The following is a 26143-nucleotide window of genomic DNA, read 5'->3' as shown; positions in this document are numbered from 1 at the left end:
CCGACTACCCGTCCGAGGCAGGCCGACGGGCGCTGCTCCGGCGGTCGTACGCCGTCCGGGCCGCCGCCCGCAGCAGTACGTAGAAGGGGTTGTCCTGGCTGGTCTGCCACATGTGCAGATAGATCAGCATCTGGTTGAGCACGGTGTCGTACTCGACCAGGGTGCCGGACGCGTCCCCGGCCGCCTTGCCCCAGCCGACGAGTCGCTCCTTCTGCTCGGCGCTGATCTTTTTCGCCGCCGCGAAGGAGCTCGCGTACATCTCCAGCTTCTGCGGCTGACCGCCGTAGACGAGTTTCTCCTTCAGCATGCTCTGCTGGAAGTCGTCGAACTCGGGGTTCCCGGTCAGCGCCGCCTTCAGATCGGCGAGCGACTGCTTGCGCTCCGCCGCCAGCGCCGCGACCTCCTCGTCGGTCGCCCCGGACTGCACCAGCTCCATCACCGGGCTGCTGCCGAACGCCTGATGGGCCGCCACATGGGTCAGCTCATGGGCGATGTGCCCCAACAGGAAGGAGGTTCCGCCCCTGGCCTGGGTGTCGACGTTGAACGTGAAGGCCGGGTCGTCATCGGTGGCGTCCGGGCCGAGCTTCATGCCCCCCATGCCACCCTGCGGATACTGCATCACGGTCACCAGCGGTACTACGGCCATCAGTTCCCCGATGACGGCGTGTGTCTCCGCGGGCAGCGTCTCGTCGTCGCGGAGCGCCCCCAGCTTCTGGACGAACTCGCCCATCATCGCGTGGAACCGGTCCGCGGGGATTGTCTGGGCCGCCTTCTGGGCCTCGCCGGCCTGCATACGAGGGTCGTAGTCCGGGTTCTCCCCCTTGCTCATCGCAAGGTCGATCTCGGTCAGCAGATCCCGGAAGACAGCCTCGGGGTCCAACTGCCCCTGCGCCGCTGCGGCCTGCTCGCCGAGCCGCCGGGTGCCCCCGACCCGCGACCCTCCGTCGCCCTTGTGGGCGACGTAGTCACCGCACGCCCTGATGATGTCCCTGAGCGCGAGCCACCGGGCGCCCTGTCCGGTGTCCGGCAGGGCGTAGAACGCCTTGAGCGCCTGGTCAACCTTGGTGATCTCGGAGTGCCCGCGCCTCCCGGCGATCGCCCCCGTGCCCTGCTTGAACTCGTCCTCGGTCATCATCCGGGACACCGTGATCATCCGAGAGACGACCGCGTTGCCCGCGGTGCCCTGCAACGCCCCGGGGGAGTGAGGCCCACGGTTACCACGGTCGTTCCGCGCAGGCGTCACATGCGGCGTGCTGTGTGCCTGCTGCCCGGGGACTTCATGGGAACGCATGGACTCACGTTAGGAGACAGGGGCCGCGGATCCCAGGGACGAAAGGGCAGGGGTGGGGCAACACACCTTGCCCCACCCACTGGCGGCCCAACGGCCGCGAAGCCAAAGGCACTCACGTGACCGCAGCGCTGCCCGGGCAGGGGTCGTCCCGGGCCGAGCGAGCGGATCCGCGCGACCTCGACTCGACTTCGCCGGTGTGGTGGTCGCCTACGAGTCATCACGACGGCCAGGCCAGGCCAGGACATGGGCCCAGGCCAATGCCCTGGGCCCATGTCCTGGAGCGGGCGACGAGAATCGAACTCGCACTCTCAGCTTGGGAAGCTGCGGTGCTTTGTGCGCAGTTGGCGCGCTGAACTGGGCGAACGGCTGGGCCAGGGCCTCGTCGGGCTCGGCTGCTTTCACCGTGATTCCCCGCTGCTCCCCGCCGGTTCTGGAGCGCTTGTGGTCGGCGCGCATGCAGTTGCGCTCAACCAGCCTTCCGTAGCCCGGAGTCACGACCTGGCGTATGACGGACCTCTGCCTGTAGACGAGTATGCGTCCATGGGATCAATGCAACCGGACATCGCCTGGCCGTTCCCCTCGGGGGCCTTCCCATCGGAGTTGCTGGCCATCGTTCAACGGACAGTTGCCGACGGGAAGTTTCCAGCCCTGATGGTGATCCATGACGACGAGGACGACTGGCTCTTGTGCGACACCATCCACGATCCGAACGCCGACGGTGCGTCGATCGTGACGCACATGGATCACGTTCTCGTTCGGGACTCGTCACTCACAGACCTGGCCGGCATGCCCCCGGGCCACGTCGCGGAACGGTCGAGCGCTCAGACTCCGTGGGAGATCAGTCCGTGGATGTACGAGAGCGAAGAAGAGAACTGACCTTCCATTCGCCATGCTTTCTAACTGGGTTGGTGGGGTGGTGGGTTGAGTGAGGGGCGTTCACCTGGGTTCATGGGCGGTCAGTCGACGGTGCGGAGACGACGTCGGGTCTCGCCTGAACGGCCGTGAACGTTGCTGAATGAGACGGAAAGTGAGACTGCGTACTCGTCCCGGACGTCACCGGTCGGGGCAATCCCCGCTGGACAGTTCGCGGTGTGGGTAGGGTCCATCGGGCATCACGTCGTGCAGCCAGTCGGTGAGCCACTGGGCCAGTGACTGTTCGAGCGGGGCAAGGGCGTGTGGGAGACAGCAGAGGTTGGGATCCCAGTCCCACATCTGCCCGTCTGCGGTCCGGAAGTCGATCAGCGCCCACATGGCGCAGCCGCGGTCCATGAGGGGAACGATCCCTGGCGGGAGTTGGTGATCGGGATCGGCTGTGAAGTCCTGGTAGGCCATCGTGAGGTCGGCGCGGTCGCTGAACCAGTTGCCGGTGTCGGTCAGTGACAGCGTCTTTTTCGGGCCGAAGCCGCCGTTGGCGACTTCGAGGTACATCCTCTTCAACAAGTCGGGCATCGGGTGCCCCACCATCTGCTCGAAAGCGGCGACATCCTGCACAGATGCAGGGCCAGGCAGCCCCCGGCCGGCCACGTGGGCACGGACGGCCAGGAGGAGTTCGTCATCGGTCACGCAGCAGATCCTCAGCCACGCGGCTCGACTTGTCGACGTCTGTTCCGCACACCGGCGCGCGCCATTAGCTTGGGAAGCTGAGGTGTTTTAGGGCCTGCTGGGCTCCTGACCTGCGGCCGACTGTGCGGAACTGCTTCAACGCCAGCGGTTCAGTACCCGCCATTCCCCGTGGCTCCCCGCTCCACCTGGCACGGAACTGGCACGCTCTGAGTGGTGAGGCAGCCGACCCTTGTCGCACCCCGGGTCGCGGCCTTTACCGTGCGGACGACCTCACCGCTCAACAGGTTATGCCTTCTGATCCGTAGGATCGGGCGGCTTGCTGTGCGAGGGCTCAGCTCTGCCCAAGGTCGGTTGCCGGTGGTGGTGATGAGATGCCTGTGTGTGCCGTCGTTGCCGTCACGACTGCCGTCAGCGAACGCCGCCAGCTTGCTGGCTGCGCCATGCACGCGGCTCCCAGCACCACCCAGTCCCCTACAGCACCAGATGCACCCGCCTCCTCAGGGAAGTCGCGGACGAGGTGTGCGCTGAGGACCAGTCTTCCGAAGCCGGGTGCGGACCACACGCTCTTACGACACGATAAGTAGCAGGCACATCGGGGAGGAGCAGGCTACGTGGGCGAGACGTATCCATACGAGCAGTTGGACGGTCGGCGCTTTCAACTGCTGACACAAAGCCTCATTACAGCGGAGCATCCTAATGTGCAGTGCTTCAATATATCCGGCCCCGATGGCGGTCGAGACGCAGTAGGTATGTCGCTTCGACCGGCAAGCCGCTCCCTCAAAGACACATTAGTGTATCAGGCAAAATTTCGGGAGCGGAATCCACTGGGCACACCCACGGCGGACGAACATTACAAATGGGTCATCGCAAATCTAAAAGCGGAGTTGCCCAAGGTAAGGAGGCTCGCCAAAAGAGAAGCCGAACTTTTCACATTCGTCACAAATGTATCCGCAACAGCACATCCGGACTCCGGACTCCGGGATCGGGTTCAGGATTGGGTGACGAAAAATCTCCCTCTGCCAACTACGATCTGGTGGCGCGAAGATCTCGACGCTAGACTCAGTCGCCATTCAGATCTTATCTTCAAGTTCTCCCTATTTCGCGGAATCGATTCCGTACGGGCATACTTCCAGGCACTCCTTCCTGCCGCCGCTGCCCCAAGCGTACTTTCTGGTATATCGCTGCAACCTTCTCACCCAGGCGTTTCAACAATGCTCCTCTACCTGCACAAGCAGTACGAGGAAGAAGGGTCCCTCCGGTTCAAGCAGGTGGAAACTGACCCGATTCCAGTTCTAAATCACTTTGTAGACACCCCAGTCAATGTACAACAGCATGGCTTGGATCTTGGGTACCTGCACTCACTTTTAACTTCCGTGGATCCCCACCTTCAGGTATTCGAAGATCGGGATGACGCAGGCTACACAGTTAGGGCAGCACGCCTCTTCCTAAACGAACGATTCGTTGAAGGTTTCGGGAAGGTGGTTCTCGAAGGGGCACCAGGACAGGGCAAGACGACGCTGGTTCAGTATATTGGGCAAATTTATCGAGCGCGGATACTCGATCGACTGGACGATCTCGAAAAGGTTCCAAAAGAACTGACCACCGGGCCTCTTCGCCTACCGATTAGAATCGAATTGCGCCACCTCGGCACGTGGCTACAAGGAGAGTCCCCGTGGCCAAGTCGATTCAGCGCCTCATCGGAGCAACCAGTCTATCCATCAATCCCATCTTTCATATCAGCGCACGCGGCCTACTCAACTGACGGGCTTGAGCTCACAGCCAACGACGTGATTGCCATCATGGCGAAGACACCTTCACTGTTGATGCTGGACGGTCTGGATGAGGTTCCCGACACCGAAGTTCGATCACAAATCATTGAACTGGCAGAAGGGTTCATCAAGAACCTCCAGGCTTTTGGTGCAGACGTTCAGGTGATGGTCACGAGCCGGCCTTCATCTAGCACAAAGTCCGCTGTTTTTTCCCGCCAGGGCTTCAAATACCTGACGCTTGCAGACCTAGCCGAGGAGGAAATTTGGGAATACGCCGAAGACTGGATCACCCGTAAAAAAATTGCAGTCCACGACTCGGCGACTTTCAAGAGAGTCCTTGGTGAGTGTTTGCAAAAAAAACACGTCGCGGATCTTGCCCGCAACCCGATGCAGTTGGCCATTCTCCTATGGCTTGTGCATGTTAGAGACTGGTCGCTACCTGACAAGCGGACCGCTCTGTATGACCAATACATGGCGACATTCCTCGACCGTGAGGCCACAAAGGACCCTGTTATTCGGGAAAACCGTGGGATTCTTTTGGAACTTCATGGATACATCGCCTGGATTTTGCATGCTCGCAGCGAACACGAAAAGTCCTCAGGTTCTGGGGATATTAGCAAAGATGAGCTGAAGCAGCTCATGAGGGACTACCTGGAGAGTCAGGAAGAAGATGAAGCTAGAGAATTGATCGACATTCTATTCAGAGGTGTGCAGCGCGTATTTGCCCTAACTGAGCGGATTCAGGGCAGGTTTGAATTCGAAATTCAGTCGATGCGAGAATTCTTTGCGGGCACGTATCTCTACAAGACAGCGCCGCATTATAGTAACGCAGCTGACGTGACCGGGTCCCGGCCGGACAGGCTGGAAGCGATCATTCGGAACCCCTACTGGCTAAACGTAGTCAGATTCTTTTGCGGCTGGTACGACAAGGGAGAGCTAGCTGATCTTTCAAGACACCTTATCGACCTTTGCGAAGATCCTGATTATCGACTGCTGGCTCATCCCCGAGAACTGGTTGCTTCCCTCCTCGGAGACCATGTCACTCACTCCTCAAGAAGGGACACGCGTCAGCTAGCAGATCAACTCACCGATCCGCTGAGCTTGCGCGCTGTAGGTCGGCTCCTGTCCGGGGAATTGATCTCATCGCCAATCCCACCCAATAGCTTCATCCTGCCGGCCATGGCCAAGGAAGCCATGCGAATTTACCCTGATGTTGAGTCAGATGAGGTTTCATACGAACTTGCGGCAGTTCTGCGATCCCAGGTGCAACCGAATGATCGCTTCGATTGGTGGAGTGAAAATAGGCCGGACGCGAGAAGCGGTGAATTCTCATCCTGGCTTCGCTCAGGCTCTATCGTGCAGGCTTATTGCGGGGCATCAATTACAGATGTGTCGGCTGCGATCGATTTGGTGTCGGGTTCTACCGAATCTTGGATCAGATGCTTCGAAGCTGGCCGACTAGACATAGCACTCTCGCGACCTGATTGGTTCGAGGTGTTTTTGACTCGGCTTGCCGCTGGTAATACCATGTTGTCTTATCCAGCCAACCCAGAAGGCCGGTACATCCATGACGTCTGGCAATTCCTTTCATCAGATGTCCCCTATTGGCAGATCCAACGTCCTTCAGAGGTGGCACTGAGCGTGCCGGGCCGGCACCCAGAGTTCCGCAAAGAACTAACAGCTCTGCTCAGGCTTTTCGAGTGTCTCCCGACAAATGAAGGAGAACCTGAATTCAACAATGCCCTGGCTTTGATTCGAGAGTCAGAAGCAATTCTCGGCTCTGACTGCTGGACTTCCTGGAAAACATCCATGCTTTTGGCTCCTATTTTGAGCGTAGCATTCGAAAACAAAGCGGGATCCAAGATAATTGATGCTGTAGTTCGATGTTGGAATAGGCGCGGTGACCTCGCTTATTGGAAGAATCTCTTGGCCGACGAATCCCTGGGATTGCTGCCACGGGTTGCAATGTTTGTTTCGTGGGCACCTCCACAGGCTTTCCGCGACTTGCACTCAGAGGTTACTCAGCGGTGGCAGACACTCGAGCCTTGGCAGATGTCGCTAATTCAGAAGAATATCAAGATCCAGCATGTCGTGAACAATAAGGATTTTTCACCTTGCCGCTTCACCAGCGTCGAATTTCGAGCACTACCTAACACCATCCCGGGCTGCATGTTTCCTGTGCTGGAGGAAAGGTTTGAACGAAATTATGCCGCACCACTTATGGTCCACGCAGGTTCCCTTTGCCTGAAGCATGAGAGCGTTGATCTCGCTTATCGGACGAACCAACTTATTAACGTGCTCGGGAGAGGGAAGGTCGATCAACTCGACGCGGACCTTTCGCGTATTAGAGAAATGTTCCCAAAGGCTAGATCTAGCATCAGTGCGCCACTCAGGAAATCCGTCGCCTCTTTCCACGGGTCAAAACGGATCCCTAAGCGTTTCATCATCGAGATATTGGAGAACCCATTCGAGTTTCCCTTTGTGCTGGTTGATGCAGCGCAACAGGCGGCAAATGCAACGATGATCGAAAAGCTACCCTCGCTGTCTGCAATATCCCGTCGCGACCATTGGTTCGAGTAGCGCGGCATACGTCATGTCGCAGCCAAGCCATCAGGATGCTTCCACGAAAACTAAATCGTCACTGTGACGCTAATCTTACGGACGGCTGGCCCCCCGTCTGAGATGCTGGACGCATCGTGTGAGAGGGGCGGCGTTCATGCAGTGGAAGACCCATGGCGAACGGCAGATCTACACCAATAAGTGGGTGAACCTGTGTCTGGTCGACGTCCAGCAGCCTGACGGGCGCAGGTGGGAGTACCACGTCGTTCGTCTCCGGCACTTGGCCGTGGCCGCTGTGGTCAACGACCGTCAAGAGGTGCTGATGATGTGGCGGCACCGCTTCATCACGGACTCGTGGGCCTGGGAGTTGCCCATGGGCCTGGTCGAGGAAGGTGAGTCCCCTGAGGAGGCAGCGGCCCGCGAAGTCCTGGAAGAAACGGGCTGGCGCCCCGGCCCCATCAAGCCCCTGATCTACGCCGAGCCGGCCAACGGCATCACCGACTCGCAACACCACGTCTTCCGCGCGGACGGCGCGACCTACGACGGCCCACCCACGGAGAAGAACGAGTCCGACCGCATCGAGTGGATCCCCCTCAGCGAGGTGCGCGGGATGATCGACCGCCGCGAGATCGTGAGCAGCGGATCCCTCGTCGGCCTCCTGTACGTGCTCATGGACGAAGCGATCCGCTGACCGGTGGGAGGAGTTCCCGTAGCCGTGCCTCGAAAGCCAGGGCTACGGGCTCCCGCCTGTGCGGAGCCAACTGCTCGTAGAACTCCCGGAGATGGCCCGACACCCGCTCGGAGGACACCGCCGAGGCGGGCTCCAGAGCTTGCGTGGCGGTGTGACAAGCCTGGGCAAGCTTGCCCTGGTCCAGCTGCGTACGGGCCAGCCAGAACGTGTGAAACGCCCGGCCACGTTGGTTGGTGCTGTTCTCCCGCCGCAGAGCATCCGCGATCAAGGGCTCAGCGGTCGTTGCCTCCCCGAGTCGGCCGTGCGCAATGCCGGTGTCGACTATGAGCTTCAGCTCGTCGAAGTAGGTCACCCATGATGGGTCCGGATCATTCGCCTGGATCTGCTCGAAGTGGCGGTGCGCTTCCCCGATGGCCCGGTGAGTGGAGTCTCGGTTGCCGAGGGTGGCGTGGGCGAAGGCTTCACGCATGGACAGCATCGACATGACGCGCGGCGTGGCGCCGAGAGCTGGGCGGGCCTGGTCCTGAGCGGCGGTCACGAGTGCCAGGGAGTCCCCGGGCTTGTCCTGGTACGTGGCCTGCAAGCTCATGCAGGCCAGGACGTTGGCCATGAACTGACGGTCGTCGATTTCCTTGGCCAGTTGCAGGGCCTCGGTGAAGTACGCGCGGGCCTGGTTGTACTGGCGGGCGTCGAAGTAGGTCCAGCCGGTGAGGCGCGCCAACTCGGCCGCGATTCCGTACAGGCCGTTCTGGATGGACGGCGGTCGGCTCTCCTTCAACAGCCCCACAACATGCCGGAGCTGACCGACAATGGCCGGCCTCAGAGCTTCGCCGCCGTGCTGGTCGTCCCGTCGCCAGTAGTCCTCGATGGACGATCGGAACGCGGCAAGTGTGGCGGTGCTGAGGCTCGTTCGTGTGGCCAGCGCCAAGATGCTGTCTACGTCCGGCCCCGGCAGAGACGCGGGTGTCTGCTGCTCTGGCTCCGGCACTTGCGGTGCCTCTCGCTGGGTGACCACGAGAGCCTGGGGCGTCTCCCAGGGGCGACGGGCAAGCCCGAGCATGTGCCCTGGGATGCGCAAGCCGTCCGAGATGCGTTCGACGACGTCCATGTGCAGCAACTGACGGCGCCCGGCAATCACTTCACCGACTCGGCTGGGTGTCAGCTCACATCGCCTGGCGATCATCGACGGATAGATGCCCGCCCGTACCTTCACCAGCCGGAAGACTCTGCCGAAGTCCCGTACCCGGCACGCGTTGATCATCTCGGGATCGGTGAGCAGCCTGGCAGGCAGTTCCTGCGGCCGGTCGGCGTCGGGCATCGGGCAAGCTCCCACCCTGCGAGGGCTACGCAACGTCGCTGATTCTCTACTTGCCGCGATGTTACCCAAGTTGGGTAATCAGCCTGACCTTTTGGCGGGGGCACCCGGTTCGCGATGCTCGTGTGCATGGCGAGCAATCAGCAGACCAGACCAGGTGTCGGTGAACTGGCCAAGGACAGCGTCAGGGACCGTATCGGTGTCGTCATGGGCGAGTTCGGGGGCCGTGTGCAGATGCGGCCGATCCGTGGCGGCCTGGAGTGGGATGCCGTATCGGACAACGTGGTGGCGCTCAGTGCGCGGGAGGAACTAAGCGCACGTCTGGCCATCAAGAACGGCAACAGTCTGGGTGGGTTGTGATGCGCGCCATCGGCCGGTACGCGGGAGTCCTTTTCAGCATCTGCATCAGCGGTTCGTGCGGCCTGGTGATCGGCGCGACCCTCGGTATCCGCCAATAGACCGGCCGCCCCGGACGGGTGCCCGTTCGCGGCTCCCCCGTCCCCGTCCGGGGCCGGCCCTTCCAAACCTGCCCCCTGATCGTCTGCTAGAGCCCAGCTCGGCGATCAGGGCGGCATGCCCATGCCACGCACCACCTCACACCGGGAGATTGCACATGACGGCAACGGCGAACGATCAGCGGACCGGTCGCGCGGCGGCTGGTGAGAAATTGTTCGAGAGCCTCGCCCACTTCGTGGTCATCCACAACGGGCAGTCGGCCGAGCGCGCGGAGCGGATCGCGGATCAGGCGGTTGCGTTCCTGGTCGCGGCGGCCACCGCCACCGTTCCCATGGTCCCGTCCGATGACGTGGACCTCGGCCTCCACGCGCTCATCCTGCACACGAAGGAGTACGCCGCGCTGTGCGAGCGGTACGCGGGCCGCTTCCTTCACCACAACCCGAAGCCGGGTGGAGGCGCCCGCGACCCTGAGATGGTCGCCGCCTCCGCACGCGCCATGAAGGCGGCCGGGTTCATGGTCTTCGACGACCTGTGGACCGTGAACGGCGTGAATCTCGCGCAGTGCGATTCGGACTGCGGCCGACCGTACGGTCAGGCCTAGCCACACGACAACAGCGACGCGGCCGGCCCGAACTCGTGGTCGGCCGCGCTCGCCTGGAACCTGGAAGGGAAGAGACGTTGCCGGGCTCAACTCCTGAACTGCCGATCGTGGTGCTCGACGCACTCATGCCCACGACTCAGCGCATGGTCATCAACCGTCGAGGCTCCACGGTCTGGGAGGTGGAGAGCCACCGGGGCCACTACGCCGTGAAGATCGGCTATCCGATCGAGGCTACGGCCGACTGGCCTGCCCAACCCTGGACCGCGCTCGCGCCGGCGCGCGAGGGTGCCGTTCTGCTTCGCCTCGGCGTTGAGGGAATCGCGTACGGCGAGTGGGAGCACGGCACGTGGAACTTCCAGCCGTGGCACGAAGGGCCGGACCTGTACCGGCTGTGGGAGCGCTGCCGTACGAAGGACTCGCCCATCGCACCGCACACCAGCGAAGCACTGGAATGCGCCGAAGCGCTCGCCGACCTCCACGCCAAGGGCTGGGCACACGGCGATGTACAGCCTGCCCACTTCATCATCGGGCCCGAACGAACACACCTCATCGACCTCGCCCTTGCCCACGGCGGCCACGTACCCGAGGGGCACGACTTCCCGTTCCGCGGCTGCCTCGTCCACTACGAAGCACCAGAGATCGCACGCAGCGTGCTCGACACCGGGGAAGCGGAGCCGACGCAGGAAGCCGACGTCTACGCGCTCGGGGCCTCGCTGCTCATCTCCGCCACGGGCTGGCGGGCGTGCGAGTACCCGGACGACGCTCCACGACCCGTGCAGCGACAGGCAGTGGCCAACGGCCGACGTCGGCCCGTGAAAGTGCCCGGTGAGCTAGGCGAATTGGTCGACGCGATGCTCAGTCATTCCCCGGGGGATCGGCCCACCATCCCCGAGGTGGTCAAAGCCCTGACCTGATCCCGAAAACCCGGTCCGCCTCACGTCAGCAGAGCGCGCGGACGCCAACAACAAAGGACCGGACCACCCCTCAGCCTGGACAGCATTCCGGGTGGTCCGGTCGTGGAAGCCCTGATCAGGACCCCGGTGCCGATGGTACCGGGGCGGTCGGCGTGCTCGGATTCGGGTGCGGCGGCAACCCCCGTCAGCTGTTGTTGAGTTAGAGAGGGCGGCGGTTGAAGGCGGTCATTGGAAGCGCAGTTCTGACCTGCACCACCGAAAGTGAGCCAAGACGGCGAGTGCGCCGAACAAGCACCCGTCACGTATGCCTCCAGCAACCCCGTACCGGCATCAGCCACGCTTCCCGGTTTCGAAACGACGGCCACCCGGACGGCGGGGTCGTGCGTGCTCGGGCTGGGCGAGTTGCTTCCTGGCCTGGCTGTCTGCCTTGGCGGGACTGCGCGCTGAGTGGCCGGGGGCCGCCGCAGCGGTGGCGGAGACAGGGAGCGGCGGCGGCCCGTGGCCGCCAGCGCGCGCGGCACGCCGTAGGCGGGCCGCCTTGATCCAGTAAAGAAACTCTGAACAGCACGCTGGGCAGCGGCCTGTCCGATCCCGGTAGATGCTTGACAGTTCGATCCCAGCTGATGGTTGACGGTGGCCGTGATCGGCTTTGCTGTGCGCGTCGTTGCGGCGTGTGGCGGGAGGCCGGGATTGGCTCTGGTGGAGTTGTCGGTTGTCGAGCAGAGATACCGGGCTGTGCTTGCGGTGCTGGCGGGCGCGACGGTGACGGAGGTTGCCGCGTCGCTTGGTGTGTCCCGGCAGACGGTCAGCGGGTGGAAGTCCCGGTATGAGGCCTCCGGTCTGGCCGGGCTGGCGGACCGTTCGCGTAGGCCAGCTTCGTGTCCGCATCAGGCTTCTGCCGAGGTGGAGGCGGCCGTGTGTGAGCTGCGGCGTGAGCATCCTCGGTGGGGTCCGCGGCGGATCGCTCATGTGCTGGGGCGTTCGGGGGCGGTGGCGCCTGTGCCGTCGCGGATGACGGTGTATCGGATCCTGGTGCGGCATGGCCTGGTGGAGCCGGGTGTGCGGCGGCGGAAGCGGTCGGATTACAAGCGCTGGCAGCGGGATCGGCCGATGCAGTTGTGGCAGATGGACATCGTCGGCGGGGTGATGCTCGTCGACCCGGTCACTGGGGAGTTGTCCGAGGCCAAGGTCGTGACCGGGGTGGATGATCATTCCCGGTACTGCGTGATCGCGTCGGTGGTCGAGCGGGCGACCGGGCGGGCGGTCTGCTCCGCGTTCGCCGGGGCCTTGCGGACGTTCGGGGTGCCGGAAGAGGTGCTCACGGACAACGGAAAGCAGTTCACCGACCGGTTCGGGCAGGGCGGTGAGGTGTTGTTCGACCGGATCTGCCGGGAGAACGGGATCGCGCACCGGCTCACCCAGCCGGCGTCGCCGACCACGACGGGCAAGGTCGAGCGGTTCCATCAGACGCTGCGGCGTGAACTCCTCGACGACTGCGGGGCGTTCGAGAGCATCGGGGCGGCTCAGACGGCGCTGGATGCGTGGGTCGAGGAGTACAACGCCTCGCGGCCGCATCAGGCGCTGGACATGGACTCGCCTGGCGACCGGTTCACCCCGGTGCCCGAGCACGACCGACGTCCCGGTCCGTAACGTGAAGGCGAACAAGCCCCACGGGGCTTCCCATGTTGTCTAGGCCCACCGTCAAGCATCACCTGGGACGAAAACGTCAGGCATCAACTGGGATCCGACAACTCGGTTCTGTGGTGTCCGGTCTGACACGTCGTGCTGCCGGGTGTGTCGTTGGCCGTGATGCTCCGAGCCTGTTCCGCGGCGCGTTGAAGGGCCTGGGCTACCTGCTCGGCGTCATCGGCGGACAGCAGGATCTCCTGTGTCCAGAGGATCGATAGCCTGACAGTGCCGTCGAGTAGGTGCACGGCAACGTCGACTTCGGTCCCGGTACCTGCCGCGTCTCGGACGCTGTCCAGCCCGAAGTCACTGGACAACGTGCTCAAGTGACTCTCCCAGCGCCGGAATCGAGAGAGGCCATGTTCCAGAGGGGCGCCGCGTACCGCTCCGGTCGTTTGTTGATGAGCAGTCGGCGCAGCTCATCGCGCTGTGAGCCGTCGAGGTTCAGGACCTCGGTGAGATGGCGGAACGTCGTGTGAGTGACTCCGCGACTTCGGGCTTCGGCCTCGAACTGGGCGAGCTGGATCAGCACCGATTCGGCGTCGAGCTTCGCCGGCCGTTGATCCTTGAGCCAGAGAGCCTTGTTGCGCTCGTAGTCGATCTCCGAGAAGCCGCAGATCTCGCGGCTCAGTGCTTCCACCTGGGAGAGGGTGGTGGTCGACATGATGGCGCGGGCCAGTTTGTTGCGGCTAAGCGCATGGTCCAGGTCGACCTCGTGGACGGTCGGGCTCTCGTCGGTGAGGGGGATGGGAAGTCCGGCGTCTCGGACCTCGCAGGTGCCGCGTACGCCTCGGGCTGTTGCCGCGAGCATGCCTGTTGCTTCTGAGGGGTGCCACTCCAGGACCGGGCTGATCGGATCGGCGTCTTCAGCGGTGAAGGTGTGGACGCGCGGGCCGAGCATGTCTTGCAGGTCTTCGTGTGGCAGTTCGCCGTCGAGGCCGGGGCCTGCGACCAACAGGCTTATGGCGGCGTTCACTTGGCCGCATGCTGCCAGTGTCAGGGAGTCGGCGAGTGGGCTCTTCAGCGTCGGTTCGTCGCCTCGGGCCAGGATGTCGCCGCCGACGTCCAGGAGATCGATGGAGGTCGGCTGCAAGTAGGTGACCAGCTCTTCGAGTTGGCGCGTGACGCCCTCGGCACCCTTCCCCGGGTCGATCAGGGCGAAGGTGTGCGGGAGTTCTGCCGCCAGTCGAGGGAGCGTGGATCCTGCCGGGGCGATCGGTCGGGCTTCTGCCGGCACCTTCCAGACGGCCGGGGTGAGCAGTTCGAGGCCGGTGAAGTCGGCGGGTCCCCGGGGGCCCGGTACCGGGTCGATCAGCAAGCGATCCCACGCGTACGTGAGGATCACGGCCGGCTCGCTGTCGCCGTGCAGGGCCGCGTCGAGCATGGAGGCGGCGACTGCGTCGCCCCCTCCTCCTGCTGCGACGATCAACCGCGTCATGGGGCCAAGGGTACGGGGCGGCTCGTTGACCGATCACCCTATAGTGGCTAGAGGCTATAGCCACTTGGACGAGGAGGGGATGGAGACATGCCTCAGATTGAGGAAGCGCAGCCGAAGTATCTGCAGATCGCGCACTTCATCCGCGATCAGATCCTTCGGGGCGACCTTCGGCCGGGGGACGAGGTTCCTTCCGAGCGGCAGTTGGCGGCGGTCTGGAAGGTGTCCAGGCCGACAGCGGCGCGGTCGTTGGAGGCGCTGAGTCATCAGGGACTCGTCGAGAAGCGGCAGGGGTCCGGCACGTACGTCCGCAGTCTGGAAGTGAACCGGCGGGCACGGGAGTTGTACGGGCGGGCCAGGCAGACCGGGAAGATCTACACGCCAGGCGAGTACGCGGTGATCACGTCGGCCGGGTGGCTGGATGCCCCGGATCACGTTGCTGAGGCGTTGGGCCTGGTGAAGGACCGTCGGGCTGTGCACCGCCGGCGGGTGACCAACAACCAGGACGGGCCCATCACGCTGTCCACCTCGTGGTTCGCGCCGGACGTCGGGCAGCGGGCGCCCAAGCTCCTGGAGCCGGAACGGATTCAGGAGGGCACCCTGATGTACGTCGAGAAGATGACGGGACGGCAGGGGAGTTACGCCGAAGACCGTATGTGTGCCCGGCAGGCGACCGGTGAGGAGGTGGAGGACCTCCAACTTGAGCCGAGTGCGGCTGTCTTGATCGTGCATCATGTCGTCTTCGACCTCCAGGACCGGCCGTTGGAGTTCGCCGAGGCCACCTACCCGCCGCACCGCTGGGCGTTCGAGCAGGGGTATCCGCTCACCTGATGGTTGGTCACTTCGAGGAACTGCTTGCGCGTCACAAGTGGCTAATGCCACTATCCAGTAAGTGGCTAAGGCCACTTGACCGGAAGGGTGCACGGAGTGACGAGTCAGCGGCCGGACCAGGGAGCGTACCTACCTTGTCGGGGTTGCCAGGAGCGCGGCTGCAAGCGTGTCGGTTCGCGTACGTCCTTGGCGCTTGCCGCTGCCGCCCACCGCACCCGTGCCACATCGAAGCGGCGCTGCCTCGACTGCGAAGGCAGCGGCAAGGAGTGAACGCGGATGGCATACAGGATCGACCGCTACCCCTCTGAGGACTCGCCGCGGCTCGGAGCGATGACCTTGCATCCGACCCCGGAGTCCGTCCCGCGGGCCCGACGTTGGTTCCGGAAGTTCATCGCCCCGTACAACCCGGCCTGTTCGGTCGAGGACTGCGCGCTGATGATCTCGGAACTGGTCACCAACGCCATCTGCTACGGGCAGGCCGATGAACCCTGGGTCGTGCGGGTGGAGTGGTTCCGGGAGGAGGCCTCGTTGCGGATCGAGGTGCACAACCCGGGATTCCCTGCGAACGTTCGGCTCCGGTGCCCCGACGCCAACGACGCACACGGGCGCGGGCTGCTCCTCGTCGACTCGATCGCGGAGTCCTGGCACTCCGGGCCCAGTTGCTTCGGCGGAACGGTGGTCTCCTTCGTGGTCGCCGATGCCTGGCCGTCGTGACGAGAGGAATACCTTCCGCTGGTACTGCCCTGTGGGATTCGTTGCTGGTGACGAGAATCGAGCTGGCACCCTCAGCTTGGGAAGCGGCGGTGCTTCGGTCGGTACGTGGCTTCTGAACTGCACCGACCGGACCGCACCGTCCCTGGGGTTGGTCTGGAGGATCTGTCGCGACTGCGTACACCGGAGCTGACAGGTGGACCCGTAAATGGTGGTGACGTATTTCTATGTACATCACCAACCATCGCGCGGGAGGTACGGGTTATGTCCGTGACCCAGATCGACATCGACGACGCCGCCTTGGAGCGCGTCATGGCTCTGGCTCACGTCCGGACCAAGACGGAAGCGGTCAATCTCGCTCTGAACTTCTATGCGGAGCAGCAGGAACGCGCGGCACGCATCAGCCGTCATTTCGAGCGTGCGTGTGAGTGGGTCGCCGTCGAGGATGCCGACCGTCTGCACGAGGCAGAGAAGCACAGCCGGTGATCTGCTTGCTCGACACGTCCGGACTGGTGCGGTTGCTCCGCGAGCCGAAACTGCATCGGCCTGGTACGACGCGATCGATGTCGGGGCCATCGCATCCTGCTTCGTGCAGCGCGCCGAGTTCCTGTACAGCGCCCGAGACGGTCGCGAGTACGACGAGATCGCGGAGATGTTCACTGACCTTTACCCCGACGTCCCGGTGCCGAAGAACGCCGGACGCTGGATCAGCGCGGTGCAATACCGTATGGCCCGGGCCGGAGAACATCGCAGCGCCTCGGCAGTGGACCTCGTCATCGCCGCTACCGCGGCCCATCACGGTCTGTCTGTCCTCCATGCCCGGCACGCTGGTGGTGTGACCGCCGCCGGAGCGTTCTGGTCAGGCCGCGGTCGTGAGTGGGCGTCCGCACCGGCGGACGCATTTCTCGCGGCGGATGCGGGCCGCGCTTTCTCTGCGTTCGTCGGCCAGAACGACGTAGTGGCGGGCAACGGGCAACTGGCAACCGGTCGGGACGTCTGTCGCGTTGCCGTCGTGGGTGGGATGCCGGCGCCTTTCCTGCTCGCTCGCTCGCTCGCGGGCGGGCGGCAGGGGGCGTTGCCCGAGGGCGCCGGCATCCCGGTCGGGTCAGCTCGTCAGTCGGAAGGTGGCGTCGCTGCGTTCCGTGGCTGTGGTGATCGTTGCGAGCTTCAGTTGGTACGCGTAGTGGCGGATGTAGCGGTCGGGGTGGTTGTAGGACTGGAAGGAGGACCAGGTGGCGTCGGCGAGTCCGGCGACCTGGCGGAAGGTGGCGTCCTCGGCGAAGGCTGTGGTGCGGTCGTTGTAGACGAGCTGGAAGTCGGTTCCGTCGCTGCGCAGGTAGTAGCCGGGGAAGTTGACCGATTCGAAGGAGACGGTGCCGGTGCCGGCGAGGCCGGGGCGGGGGCGGAACTTGGCGTCGTCGTTGGTGACGTTCTGGTCGATGCGTACGTCGAAGTTGGTGTGACGGACGTAGCGGTCCTGGTAGTTGAAGGACTGCAGGCGTTTGGCCGGGACGTTGGCCCAGCGGGCCTGGATGCGGGCGTCCTCGGCGGCCGTCAGGTTCAGGATCGAGCCGTGGCGCTTCTTGGTACCGCCCATGGAGTAGGTGCCCGACGTCGGGAGGTGGTAGGTGCCGACGGTGGACGGGTTGGTCGTCGCGACCGGCATGTATCCCTTTCCGGCGGCGTACTGGTCGAGGTAGAGGGTCCATTCGTTGCGGTCGCGGAACTTCATCCACATCGGGCCCTCGACCTGCGAACCGGTCAGGCCGATGCCGGACAGGTTGCCCAGGCTGGTCCAGGTGCCGAGGATCGAGTTGCTGCCCTCAAGGGTGATCTGGCCGTCGCCGGAGGCCCGTACGTAGCGGTAGTTGCCGACGCCGGACGGCACCTCGACGATCTGGGTGTCGATGATTTCCTGGGTGCCGGGACGCTCGATGTAGATCTGCGGGGTGGTGATCGTGTGGAAGTCGCTGGTGCGGGCGTAGTAGATGCGGTGCTTCGTCGCGCCGTTGAGGGGCTTGTTCGTCGCCCAGTACAGGACGTAGTCGTTGCTGGCCGGGTCCCAGATGGCTTCCGGCGCCCAGGCGTTGCGCCCGTCGGGGATCGCGCCGGCGACGTTGAGCAGCCACGGCGCGGACCAGGTGACCAGGTCCGTCGACTCCCACACCACGAGGTTGCGGCTGCCGTCGTTGATGGACTGACTCCACGTCTGCCCGCAGTCGATGCACAGGTCGGTGGCGATGATCCAGTACTTGCTGCCGTCGGGTGAGCGCACCAGGGCGGGGTCACGCACTCCACGCGTGCCCACGGTGGAACGCAGGGTCATCCCGCCGCCGTTGAGGTCGGTCCAGTTCAGACCGTCCGCGCTGTACGAGAAGTACATCTGCTGACCGGTCGCCCCTTCCCCGATGAAGTGCGTCATCAGGTAACCCGGGTCCGCGGCGGCGGCCCGTTGAGGTGTGGTCACGACTTGGGCCGTGAGGAGCAGGCAGGCGGCGACGAATACCGCCGCCACTCTGGAAAATACCGCTGGCATATGCATTCCCGTCTTTTGTGCCATGAGGACCAGGTCAGGGCATGGCAGGAGGTGGGGAGCGGGGCCGGTCTCCCGCGAGGGGTGGGACGTCGCGGCGATGCGCGGTCAGTGGCCGGTGGGTCGAGGTTCCCGTGTGTGCGTGGCGGTGACCCGGGGCCGCGCGGTGGCGGGCCGGGCCGCGAAGGCGGCGGAGAGGGCCGGCGGTGACGTCTCGGGAGTGCGCCGGCGACGCATACGCAACACAGGCTGTCTCCTTTGACGGCCATGGTTCGAAAAATCGAACACTGTTCGCAAGTTCGAGCAGAAGATAGATGTCGATCAGGGGCCCGTCAATGGAACTGGCCGGTACACCTCCCGGCGCTCACGCCCGCGTCCGCTCGTGGCGGTGAGGCCCTCCGCGCTCACCCGCCCTGAATGGTGGTGGGACCACCCCTGCCCATCTGCCCGAACGCCCGGCGATCGCCGGGTGAAACGGAGTCACTCGCGAGAACGTCGACTGCACAACCATTGACATGGCGCCGCGAACGGGACAAAGATCGCGGCTGCAAGCACCAGATTGAAACGTTTCAAGGGCGTGGAGTCGATAATTCCGCTTCCTTGGACTCCGGGCTGTCGACGTGTTTGCCACCCTCCCCGCACAACTACCGTTGGAGCCCGCGATGCACGATGTAGCGCGCCGGTCTGTTCTGCGCTCGGCCATAGCCGTGGCGCTCGCCCCCACGCTGGGTTCCCTGATGCTGCCCGGGCTGGCGCCCGTGGCGTCCGCGGCGGTCTCGTGGACCGCGAAGTGGATCTGGGCGCCGTCCAGTTCGACCAACCAGTGGGTGGCCTTCCGCAGATCGTTCACGCTGGGCTCGGCGCCCTCGAAGGCGGTGACGCAGATCGCGGCGGACTCGAAGTACTGGCTGTGGGTCAACGGCACACTCGTGGTCTTCGAGGGCGGGCTCAAGCGCGGGCCGAACCGTACGGACACGTACTACGACGAGATCGACCTCGCCCCGTACCTGACCAGCGGCACCAACACGGTGGCGCTGCTGGTGCGGTACTTCGGCAAGCAGGGCTTCTCGCACAGCAGCAGCGGCAAGGGCGGTCTGCTGTTCCAGTCCGACATCGAGACCGGTTCGACCACGACCCGGGTGGTCAGCGACACCGGCTGGAAGCACACCGTCCACCCGGGCTACTCGAACAACACCAGCGGCACGCAGGTCAACTTCCGGCTGCCGGAATCGAACGTCTACTACGACGCCCGCAACGCCACCGCCATGGCGAACTGGCAGTCCGCCGGCTTCGACGACAGCGCCTGGGGTGCGCCCACCGACTTCGGCGCCGCCGGCACCACTCCCTGGAACGGCCTCGTCGAGCGTCCGATCCCGCAGTTCCGTTATTCCGGCCTGAAGTCCTACGCCAACGCCGCCTCGCTCCCGGCCACCGGTCAGGGCTCCACCGCCATCTGGGCCACCCTGCCGTCCAACATCCAGGTCACGCCGTACCTGAAGGTCGACGCCCCGGCCGGCGCGGTGATCGGCATCCAGACCGACCACTACGACGACGGCAAGGGCCTGGTGGGCATCGACCAGGCCACCATCTTCAACGTCCGCGCCACCTACGTCTGTACCGGCGGGGTCCAGGAGTTCGAGGCGCTGGGCTGGATGAGCGGCACCGCCGTGCGGTACACCATCCCGGCGGGCGTGACGATCGTGGAGCTGAAGTACCGGGAGTCGGGGTACGACACGGACTTCGCCGGGTCGTTCACCAGCAGCGACGCCCTCTTCGACACCGTGTGGACCAAGGCCGCCCGCACCATGTACGTCAACATGCGGGACAACTACATGGACTGCCCGACCCGCGAACGCGCCCAGTGGTGGGGCGACGTGGTCAACCAGCTGAAGGAAGGTTTCTACACCTTCGACACCAACTCCCACGCCCTCGGCAAGAAGGCCATCGCGCAGCTGGCCTCCTGGCAGAAGGACAGCGGGGCGCTCTACTCCCCGATGCCCTCGACCATCTGGACCGCCGAACTGCCCAACCAGATGCTCGCGTCGGTGTGGTCGTTCTGGACGTTCCACCTCTACACCGGCGACACGAGCACGGTCACCGGCGCCTACCCGGCGGTGAAGAAGTACCTGGACCTGTGGGGCCTGGGCAGCGACGGACTGGTGGCCCACCGCACCGGCGACTGGGACTGGCAGGACTGGGGCAGCAACATCGACACCCGCGTCCTGAACAACTGCTGGTACTACCTGGCCCTGGACACCGCCGCCAAGCTCGCCACCCTCAGCGGCAACACCGCGGACGTCGCCGGATGGCAGGCCCAGCGCACCAGCATCAAGGCCAACTTCGATTCTCTTCTGTGGAACTCCACGAAGAACGAGTACCGCTCTCCCGCCTACACCGGCGACACCGACGACCGGGCCAACGCCCTCGCCGTCGTCGCGGGCCTGGCCACCCCCGGCCACTACCCGGCGATCACCAACGTGCTGCGCACCCACCTCAACGCCAGCCCCTACATGGAGTTCTACGTCCTGGAGGCGCTGTACCTCATGGGTGCGGCCACGGTCGCCGAGGAGCGGATGCGCAACCGCTTCGCCGCACAGGTCGCCGATCCCGCCTGCCACACCCTGTGGGAGGTGTGGGTCAAGTCGCAGGGCACCGACAACCACGCCTGGAACGGCGGCCCGCTGTACGCCCTGTCCGCGTACGCCGCCGGCGTCCGGCCCACCACGGCGGGCTGGGCGACCTACGAGGTCACCCCGCAGACCGGCACCCTCACGAAGATCAACACCGTGACGCCCACCGGCGCGGGCGACATCCGCTTCGCCATCACCCGCGACGGCACCCAGGCCACCCTGACGCTCACGTCGCCGAACGGGACGACAGCCCGCGTGGGTGTGCCCACCTATGGCGGTTCCCAGCCCGTCGTCAAGGCGAACGGCACGACGGTCTTCACCGGTGGTTCATCCACCGGCAGCGTCAGCGGCCTGGCCTATGACGGCAAGGATGCCTCGTACGTCTACTTCACGGTCCAGCCGGGCACGTGGACGTTCACGGCGACGGGCACCGGCCGCCTCGACAACCTCGCCCTGAACAGGACGGTCACCAGCAACAACAGCCTGGAGAACAGCAGTTGGGGCCGGAACCGGCTCACCGACGGCAAGCTCACCAGCGTGTCCGGCGCCCGCGGGTACACCAGCAACGAGTTCACCGCCGCCGATGTCAGCGCGAACCCCGTCTGGGTGGAGATCGACCTCGGCGCCGACACCGACCTCGACGCCGTACGCCTCTTCCCCCGCACCGACACCCAGGCCGCCGGGGGCGGCACCGCGAACTTCCCCGTCGACTTCACCCTCCAGACCCGCCCCGACGGATCCACCACCTACACCACCGCCCGCACGGTCACCGGCCAGGCCAACCCCCAGGGGCTGGTGCAGACGTACGGCTTCAAGACCACCACCGCCCGGTACGTCCGCCTCCAGGCCACCAAGCTCGGCACCCCCGCCTCCGACGAGTCCACCAAGTTCCGCCTGCAGCTCGCCGAACTCACCGTCCCCACCGCCGCGACCACGGTCACGGCCAACTACACGCTGGAGAACAGCGACTGGGGCAAGACCCGGCTCCTGGAGGGCACCACCACCAGCGTCACCGGCGCCAAGGGCTTCACCAGCATCGACTTCCCCGCCGCCGACGTCAGCGCCACACCCGTGTGGATCGAGGTCGACCTCGGCGCCGACCGGACCATCGGCTCCGTCACCCTCCACCCCCGCACCGACGCCGGCGCAACCGGCGGCGGGACGGCGAACTTCCCCGTCGACTTCACACTCCAGACCCGCCCCGACGGATCCACCACCTACACCACCGCCCGAACTGTCACCGGCCAGGCCAACCCGGCCGGAGCCGCCCAGACCTACACCCTCACGTCCACCACCGGCCGCTACCTCCGCCTGACGGCCACCAGACTCGGCACCCCGGCCTCCGACGAGACCACCAAGTTCCGCCTGCAACTCGCCGAGATCGGCATCAAGTAACAAGCCCCGTCCACAGCGGCCCGCCCCTGCGCACACCCACGTGCCGGGGCGGGCCGTGCCGGCTTCACCGATATACGGCGGCGCATCGCCGCGTTCGAGAGAACCGAGGCGATTTCCTCGCCCTCGCCTCCCGGGCCCGACCTGTGAAAGGTCAGGCCCCTGCCCAGACGGCTCGACGAGGGGGCCGTGCCGTTCGCGGGGTCAGCACCAGGCGGTGCCGTCATGGCTGGCTGTGACCTCCAGGCCGTATTCGTCGGGGCTGTCCCCGAGATCGCCGGGGAACCACACAGCGAGATGGGCGGTAGTGCCCGCGACGGGCTTCTCGAAGCAGAGCGCCGAGATGTCGACCGCGAGGCTGCCGGGTGCCGGGGACGGCGAAGGGTCGGCGCTCTTGAGTCGCCAGCCGTCCGCCGCGGCGGCCTGGCGGTGGAAGGCCAGCACGTCGGCTCGGGGGGTCGTGAATCGGTAGGACTGCCCGGCGTAGGCGAATCCGTCATCCTCGTCGCATCCGGAGTACCGCTCGTCCTGCGGCTGCGTCTGGCTCGGGTGCGCGTCGAGGACGGACAAGGACGCCAGTGTGGGGGCGAGTTCTTCGTCAGCCTCGGTACAGCCGTAGAGCAGCCCACTCGACAGCGCCCACACTCCCGTTGCCGCGAGGGTGGCCATGCCGCCCGCGCCGACGAGAACCAGTGTGACCGCCGCCTTCAGCTTCATGGCGCGGAGCGGAGCGTAGCGCAGCGGATCCGGGTACGGGGCGGGCATGGCCCGAGCCCACCAGCGGCAGCGGACGACGGTCAGCGACGAGTCGTCGAAGGTCCGCATGGTTGTCGTGGTGGCCGCCTCAGGCGGGACGGCGGCGGCCACCACGACGGTCGGGCCGCCCGCCTCAGGCGGGGACGCCCTCGCGTTGCCGCTCCGCCTCGGCGAGGCGCGCCGAGCGCGTCCGGGTGCCGAAGAGGGCCAGGACGATCGCGCCGACCAGCCAGGTGCCGGCGATGAAGTAGAAGACGCTCTGATAGCCGTGGCCGTTGTAGGGCGCTTTTTGAACCACGCCCGGCACCCCTCGGCGGCTGAACCGTACGAGGGGCTCACCGTGTCATCACCGTGTCCCGCAGGACGGTCACGCCGTCACGAAGGTCATCACGCTTCTGGCCGGAAGCGTGACGGTGAAGGAGCCGTTCGACACACCCGTCGTGCCCTGGGGTGCGACGGTCCTGCTCGCGTCGGTCAGCCAGGACGAGACACCGGACGTCGTGCTGTTCTTCAGGGTGAACTGCTGGCTCACCGCGGACGTCCCCTTGTTGACGGCAACGACGACGACCGTGGACGTGCCGCCAAGGTACGCCGAGACGTAGACGTTCGACACCGGGTTCGCCGTCGCCTCGACCCGCACATGTCCGGGGCGGACGAACCTGGCGAAGTGCGCCATGCAGGCACCGCGCTTGCTGATCCGGCCGTCCTCCCGCATGGGCCCGTAGCTGCGCCGGATGTACCACCAGATGTACGCCTGGAACTCGGCGTCCACCATGGCGTGGTGGATGTGCTCCCCCACGTCGAGCGCCTGTGGCCAGAGGTCCGCCGAATCGCTGCTGTTGGGGTGGTAGACCTCGGTCATCCAGAGTTCCTTGCCCGCGCCCTTTGCCTTGAAGCGGGGATAGGGGAAGTCCGCGAGCGCCGTGCCGTAGAGGTGGGCCCCGATGATGTCCACGTTGGCGAGCGCCGTGGAGTCGTCGAGGATCGGGTCCGAGATGTTCTTCCGGTACTGGAAGGACTCGGGTGCGATGACCCTGGTGCCGATCGAGCCGGCGTTCTCCCGCAGGAACCGGACCACTTCGGCGGGAGTCCACCACGTCCAGTCCTGAGCGTAGTCGGGCTCGTTCTGCACCGATATGCCGTACAGGTTCACCCCGTTGTTCCGCATGAACGTGGTGAAGTCGTTCAGGTGCTGGGCATAGGCGCCGTACATGGTGTACCTGAGGCGTCTCGCGTCCGTCTGAGTGCCGCGGACGAAGGTCTCGACCATGGAGGCCGGGGGATTCCAGGGCGACGCGATGACGGTCGCCCCGAGCTCGGTCGCGCGCTTTGCCGTCGCCAGGTCACGGCTCCAGTCCGCCTGGTTCTCGGGAACGGGCATCCTCAGCACGGAGAACCCCAGCCGGCCCTCGCCGGTGCCGAACGCCGTGTCCCGCTGGGCGGCTGTCAGGTCGCCGATCCAGGCCGTGTGGGTCATGCCGCCGAAGCCCCGGATCGTCTGCCGCCGCGCCGAGGGGTCGACGACCGCCGTGGTGGCAGCCGTCGCGGCAGCAGCTCTCGACGCCGCCACGGCCGACGTCGTGGCGGTGAGAGCCGGCAGGGCTCCCAGCGTCGCCAGGACGGTCCTCCGGTTCGGCGACCTCCGCTCGCTGCTCGCGGGCTCGTTCCGACCTTGCGTCATGTCTCCTCCTCTTGACTGTGGGCGCTGATCCGCGCCATCGACGTGGGAGCGCTCCCACACGCAGGGACGACTACGCGCTGGTCTTGTTCGGGGGAGGTGTTGCCGGTCCTTGCCTCGGCCTGCCCTTGGCGGCTCGGGAAGCTGTCGAGACTGTTCGGTATTGCGAATCGCATGCAAGATTTCGCATGCTCGTCAAGCCTGGAAGTTAACGATTGCCACTCGCCGCCGTCAAGCCTTTGCGCGCGACGACGGGCGGGGAGTGGCCCTGGAGCGAGCTCGGCAGGGACCCGCCGATGCTTACTGTCCCGGCCGGTGCGATCGATGCCGACGGCTTCGGGAGCAGGATCGCGCCCGCTGGGTCAGGCCCAGTCGAGAATCCGCCGCACGACGCCTGTGACCGCCCGTCTGATCCACCCGAACAGCTCTGCCGCCACGGTCACATCGGCCCCCGCCATGGCCACGTCCGCCCGGGCCGACCCGGCGCGGCACCCTGGACAGGAGCGGGGCCAACTGTGCTTTCTCACACCGCACTTCCTGCAACTGGCCATGCTCTCCGATTCTCCTCGGCTCTCGCTGTCTGGCGGCTGTCCGACTGGCTGTCAGCCAGGTGTCGTGCGCGGGTGACCTGTGACCGTCGGTCCGGCCCGGCGGACAGGCGGGATCGGTCTGCCGGAAGCCGCGCTTCCGGCAGACCGCGTCACTGAACGACGGTTCGACCTGTGTGTCAGCGCGTCAGCGTGCGACGTCGAACGTGGCGGCGCCGGGCACGAACGTCGTGCCCCCGTCCTTGGCCGTCGCCAGTGCCGAGACGTACCAGGTGCCCTTGGCCAGTTCGGCAGCCTCCTGCTTCGTGACCTTCAGCGTGTAGGTGCAGCGGGTGGTCTCGCCCGAGGTGCTCCCGCACTTGGCGCTCTCCGCCGAGCGAAGCTCCGCCTCGGTCGGGTCGAGCTTCGAACTCGCGGGCCAGGCAAGGACCTTGAGGTTTCGGATGCCCGAGTCGTCGCTCACGTCCACGGTGTAGGTGAGCGAGCCCGCGCTGCTGTCGGACGGAGCCGTGTAGCGAGCCGTGCCGCGGTCCAGGGTCGGCTCCGTGGGGCCCGCGGCCAGGGCGAGACCGCCGGCGGCCACTCCGCCGAGGACGACGACACCGATGAGTGACGAGAAGAGAACGCGCTTGGACATGGGAGATCCCCCTGAATTGGTTGGAAAGTCGGGTCGGTTACGCGAAAGAGCACGGAAGACCGTGGACGAACCTCTGGTGGAGCCGCTGGTGGAGCCGGTCCTGGAGGTGGTCGTAGAAGCGGTGGCCGACCGCGTTCTCGATGTGTT

Annotated in this window: 18 protein-coding genes and 2 pseudogenes; 11 read left to right on the top strand and 9 right to left on the bottom strand. The window is 65.2% G+C overall.

Annotation, left to right across the window (positions count from 1 at the left end; genetic code table 11):
- Positions 1–4: 4 nt before the first annotated feature.
- Positions 5–1291 carry a hypothetical protein gene (locus OHN74_RS19935; RefSeq protein ID WP_327695917.1) on the bottom strand — a complete coding sequence of 429 codons (1287 nt, stop codon included), beginning with the start codon at positions 1289–1291 and terminating at the stop codon, positions 5–7.
- Positions 1292–1840: 549 nt separating this feature from the next.
- Here OHN74_RS19935 and OHN74_RS19930 point away from each other — a divergent pair.
- Positions 1841–2167: a hypothetical protein gene (locus OHN74_RS19930; protein WP_327695916.1), complete on the top strand. Its 327-nt coding sequence runs from the start codon at positions 1841–1843 to the stop codon at positions 2165–2167.
- A 177-nt stretch (positions 2168–2344) separates the two neighbouring features.
- Here the strand turns inward: OHN74_RS19930 and OHN74_RS19925 are convergent, their stop codons facing one another.
- Complete coding sequence (locus OHN74_RS19925; protein WP_327695915.1) at positions 2345–2854, bottom strand: SMI1/KNR4 family protein; 510 nt, start codon at positions 2852–2854, stop codon at positions 2345–2347.
- Positions 2855–3465: 611 nt separating this feature from the next.
- On the opposite strand from OHN74_RS19925, the gene OHN74_RS19920 reads away from it, so the two are divergent.
- Together OHN74_RS19920 and OHN74_RS19915 are read left to right on the top strand one after the other, a co-directional pair.
- Positions 3466–7203: an NACHT domain-containing protein gene (locus OHN74_RS19920; protein ID WP_327695914.1), complete on the top strand. Its 3738-nt coding sequence runs from the start codon at positions 3466–3468 to the stop codon at positions 7201–7203.
- A gap of 136 nt (positions 7204–7339) precedes the next feature.
- A complete protein-coding gene (locus tag OHN74_RS19915) occupies positions 7340–7873 on the top strand; it encodes an NUDIX hydrolase (protein ID WP_327695913.1) in 534 nt (177 codons plus the stop codon).
- Here OHN74_RS19915 and OHN74_RS19910 read toward each other — a convergent pair.
- The gene (locus OHN74_RS19910; protein WP_327695912.1) at positions 7851–9191 is read right to left on the bottom strand and encodes a helix-turn-helix domain-containing protein; all 1341 of its coding nucleotides are present in this window, start codon (positions 9189–9191) and stop codon (positions 7851–7853) included. The two genes, OHN74_RS19915 and OHN74_RS19910, sit on opposite strands and share 23 nt — an antisense overlap.
- Before the next feature lie 114 nt (positions 9192–9305).
- Between OHN74_RS19910 and OHN74_RS19905 the strand changes: the two genes are divergently transcribed.
- From OHN74_RS19905 to OHN74_RS19890, 4 genes and pseudogenes are all read left to right on the top strand, one after another.
- Positions 9306–9548: a hypothetical protein gene (locus tag OHN74_RS19905; RefSeq protein ID WP_327695911.1), complete on the top strand. Its 243-nt coding sequence runs from the start codon at positions 9306–9308 to the stop codon at positions 9546–9548.
- Between the two features lie 253 nt (positions 9549–9801).
- Complete coding sequence (locus OHN74_RS19900) at positions 9802–10245, top strand: glycine-rich domain-containing protein (protein WP_327695910.1); 444 nt, start codon at positions 9802–9804, stop codon at positions 10243–10245.
- A gap of 77 nt (positions 10246–10322) precedes the next feature.
- Complete coding sequence (locus OHN74_RS19895; protein ID WP_327695909.1) at positions 10323–11159, top strand: protein kinase domain-containing protein; 837 nt, start codon at positions 10323–10325, stop codon at positions 11157–11159.
- 705 nt (positions 11160–11864) lie between these two features.
- A pseudogene (locus OHN74_RS19890) lies at positions 11865–12782 on the top strand (IS481 family transposase); the annotation flags it as partial.
- Positions 12783–13167: 385 nt separating this feature from the next.
- Here OHN74_RS19890 and OHN74_RS19885 read toward each other — a convergent pair.
- A complete protein-coding gene (locus tag OHN74_RS19885; protein WP_327695908.1) occupies positions 13168–14283 on the bottom strand; it encodes a DUF1152 domain-containing protein in 1116 nt (371 codons plus the stop codon).
- 87 nt (positions 14284–14370) lie between these two features.
- On the opposite strand from OHN74_RS19885, the gene OHN74_RS19880 reads away from it, so the two are divergent.
- The 3 genes from OHN74_RS19880 (at position 14371) to OHN74_RS19870 (ending at position 16308) form a co-directional block, all read left to right on the top strand.
- Entirely contained in the window at positions 14371–15111 is a 741-nt protein-coding gene (locus tag OHN74_RS19880) for a GntR family transcriptional regulator (protein WP_327695907.1), read from the top strand.
- Between the two features lie 276 nt (positions 15112–15387).
- Positions 15388–15825: an ATP-binding protein gene (locus OHN74_RS19875; protein WP_327695906.1), complete on the top strand. Its 438-nt coding sequence runs from the start codon at positions 15388–15390 to the stop codon at positions 15823–15825.
- 261 nt (positions 15826–16086) lie between these two features.
- Complete coding sequence (locus OHN74_RS19870; RefSeq protein WP_327695905.1) at positions 16087–16308, top strand: type II toxin-antitoxin system VapB family antitoxin; 222 nt, start codon at positions 16087–16089, stop codon at positions 16306–16308.
- Positions 16309–16927: 619 nt separating this feature from the next.
- Here the strand turns inward: OHN74_RS19870 and OHN74_RS19860 are convergent.
- Positions 16928–18358, bottom strand: a complete 1431-nt coding sequence (locus tag OHN74_RS19860; RefSeq protein ID WP_327695904.1) for a glycoside hydrolase family 43 protein — start codon at positions 18356–18358, stop codon at positions 16928–16930.
- 659 nt (positions 18359–19017) lie between these two features.
- On the opposite strand from OHN74_RS19860, the gene OHN74_RS19855 reads away from it, so the two are divergent.
- Entirely contained in the window at positions 19018–22380 is a 3363-nt protein-coding gene (locus tag OHN74_RS19855) for an alpha-L-rhamnosidase-related protein (RefSeq protein ID WP_327695903.1), read from the top strand.
- A 201-nt stretch (positions 22381–22581) separates the two neighbouring features.
- Here the strand turns inward: OHN74_RS19855 and OHN74_RS19850 are convergent, their stop codons facing one another.
- The 4 genes and pseudogenes from OHN74_RS19850 to OHN74_RS19835 form a co-directional block, all read right to left on the bottom strand.
- Positions 22582–23202, bottom strand: a complete 621-nt coding sequence (locus OHN74_RS19850; protein WP_327695902.1) for a hypothetical protein — start codon at positions 23200–23202, stop codon at positions 22582–22584.
- A 64-nt stretch (positions 23203–23266) separates the two neighbouring features.
- Positions 23267–23413, bottom strand: a pseudogene (locus OHN74_RS19845) (MFS transporter); the annotation flags it as partial.
- Between the two features lie 87 nt (positions 23414–23500).
- On the bottom strand, positions 23501–24814 hold the full coding sequence (locus OHN74_RS19840; RefSeq protein ID WP_327695901.1) for a glycoside hydrolase family 30 beta sandwich domain-containing protein: 1314 nt from the start codon (positions 24812–24814) through the stop codon (positions 23501–23503).
- A 732-nt stretch (positions 24815–25546) separates the two neighbouring features.
- Positions 25547–25996 (bottom strand): DUF5707 domain-containing protein, encoded by a 450-nt coding sequence (locus tag OHN74_RS19835; protein ID WP_327695900.1) that lies wholly within the window; start codon positions 25994–25996, stop codon positions 25547–25549.
- Positions 25997–26143 lie beyond the last annotated feature (147 nt).

The organism is Streptomyces sp. NBC_00459, from assembly GCF_036013955.1.
Lineage (GTDB): Bacteria > Actinomycetota > Actinomycetes > Streptomycetales > Streptomycetaceae > Streptomyces.
This window is presented reverse-complemented; position numbering and strand designations above follow the sequence as displayed.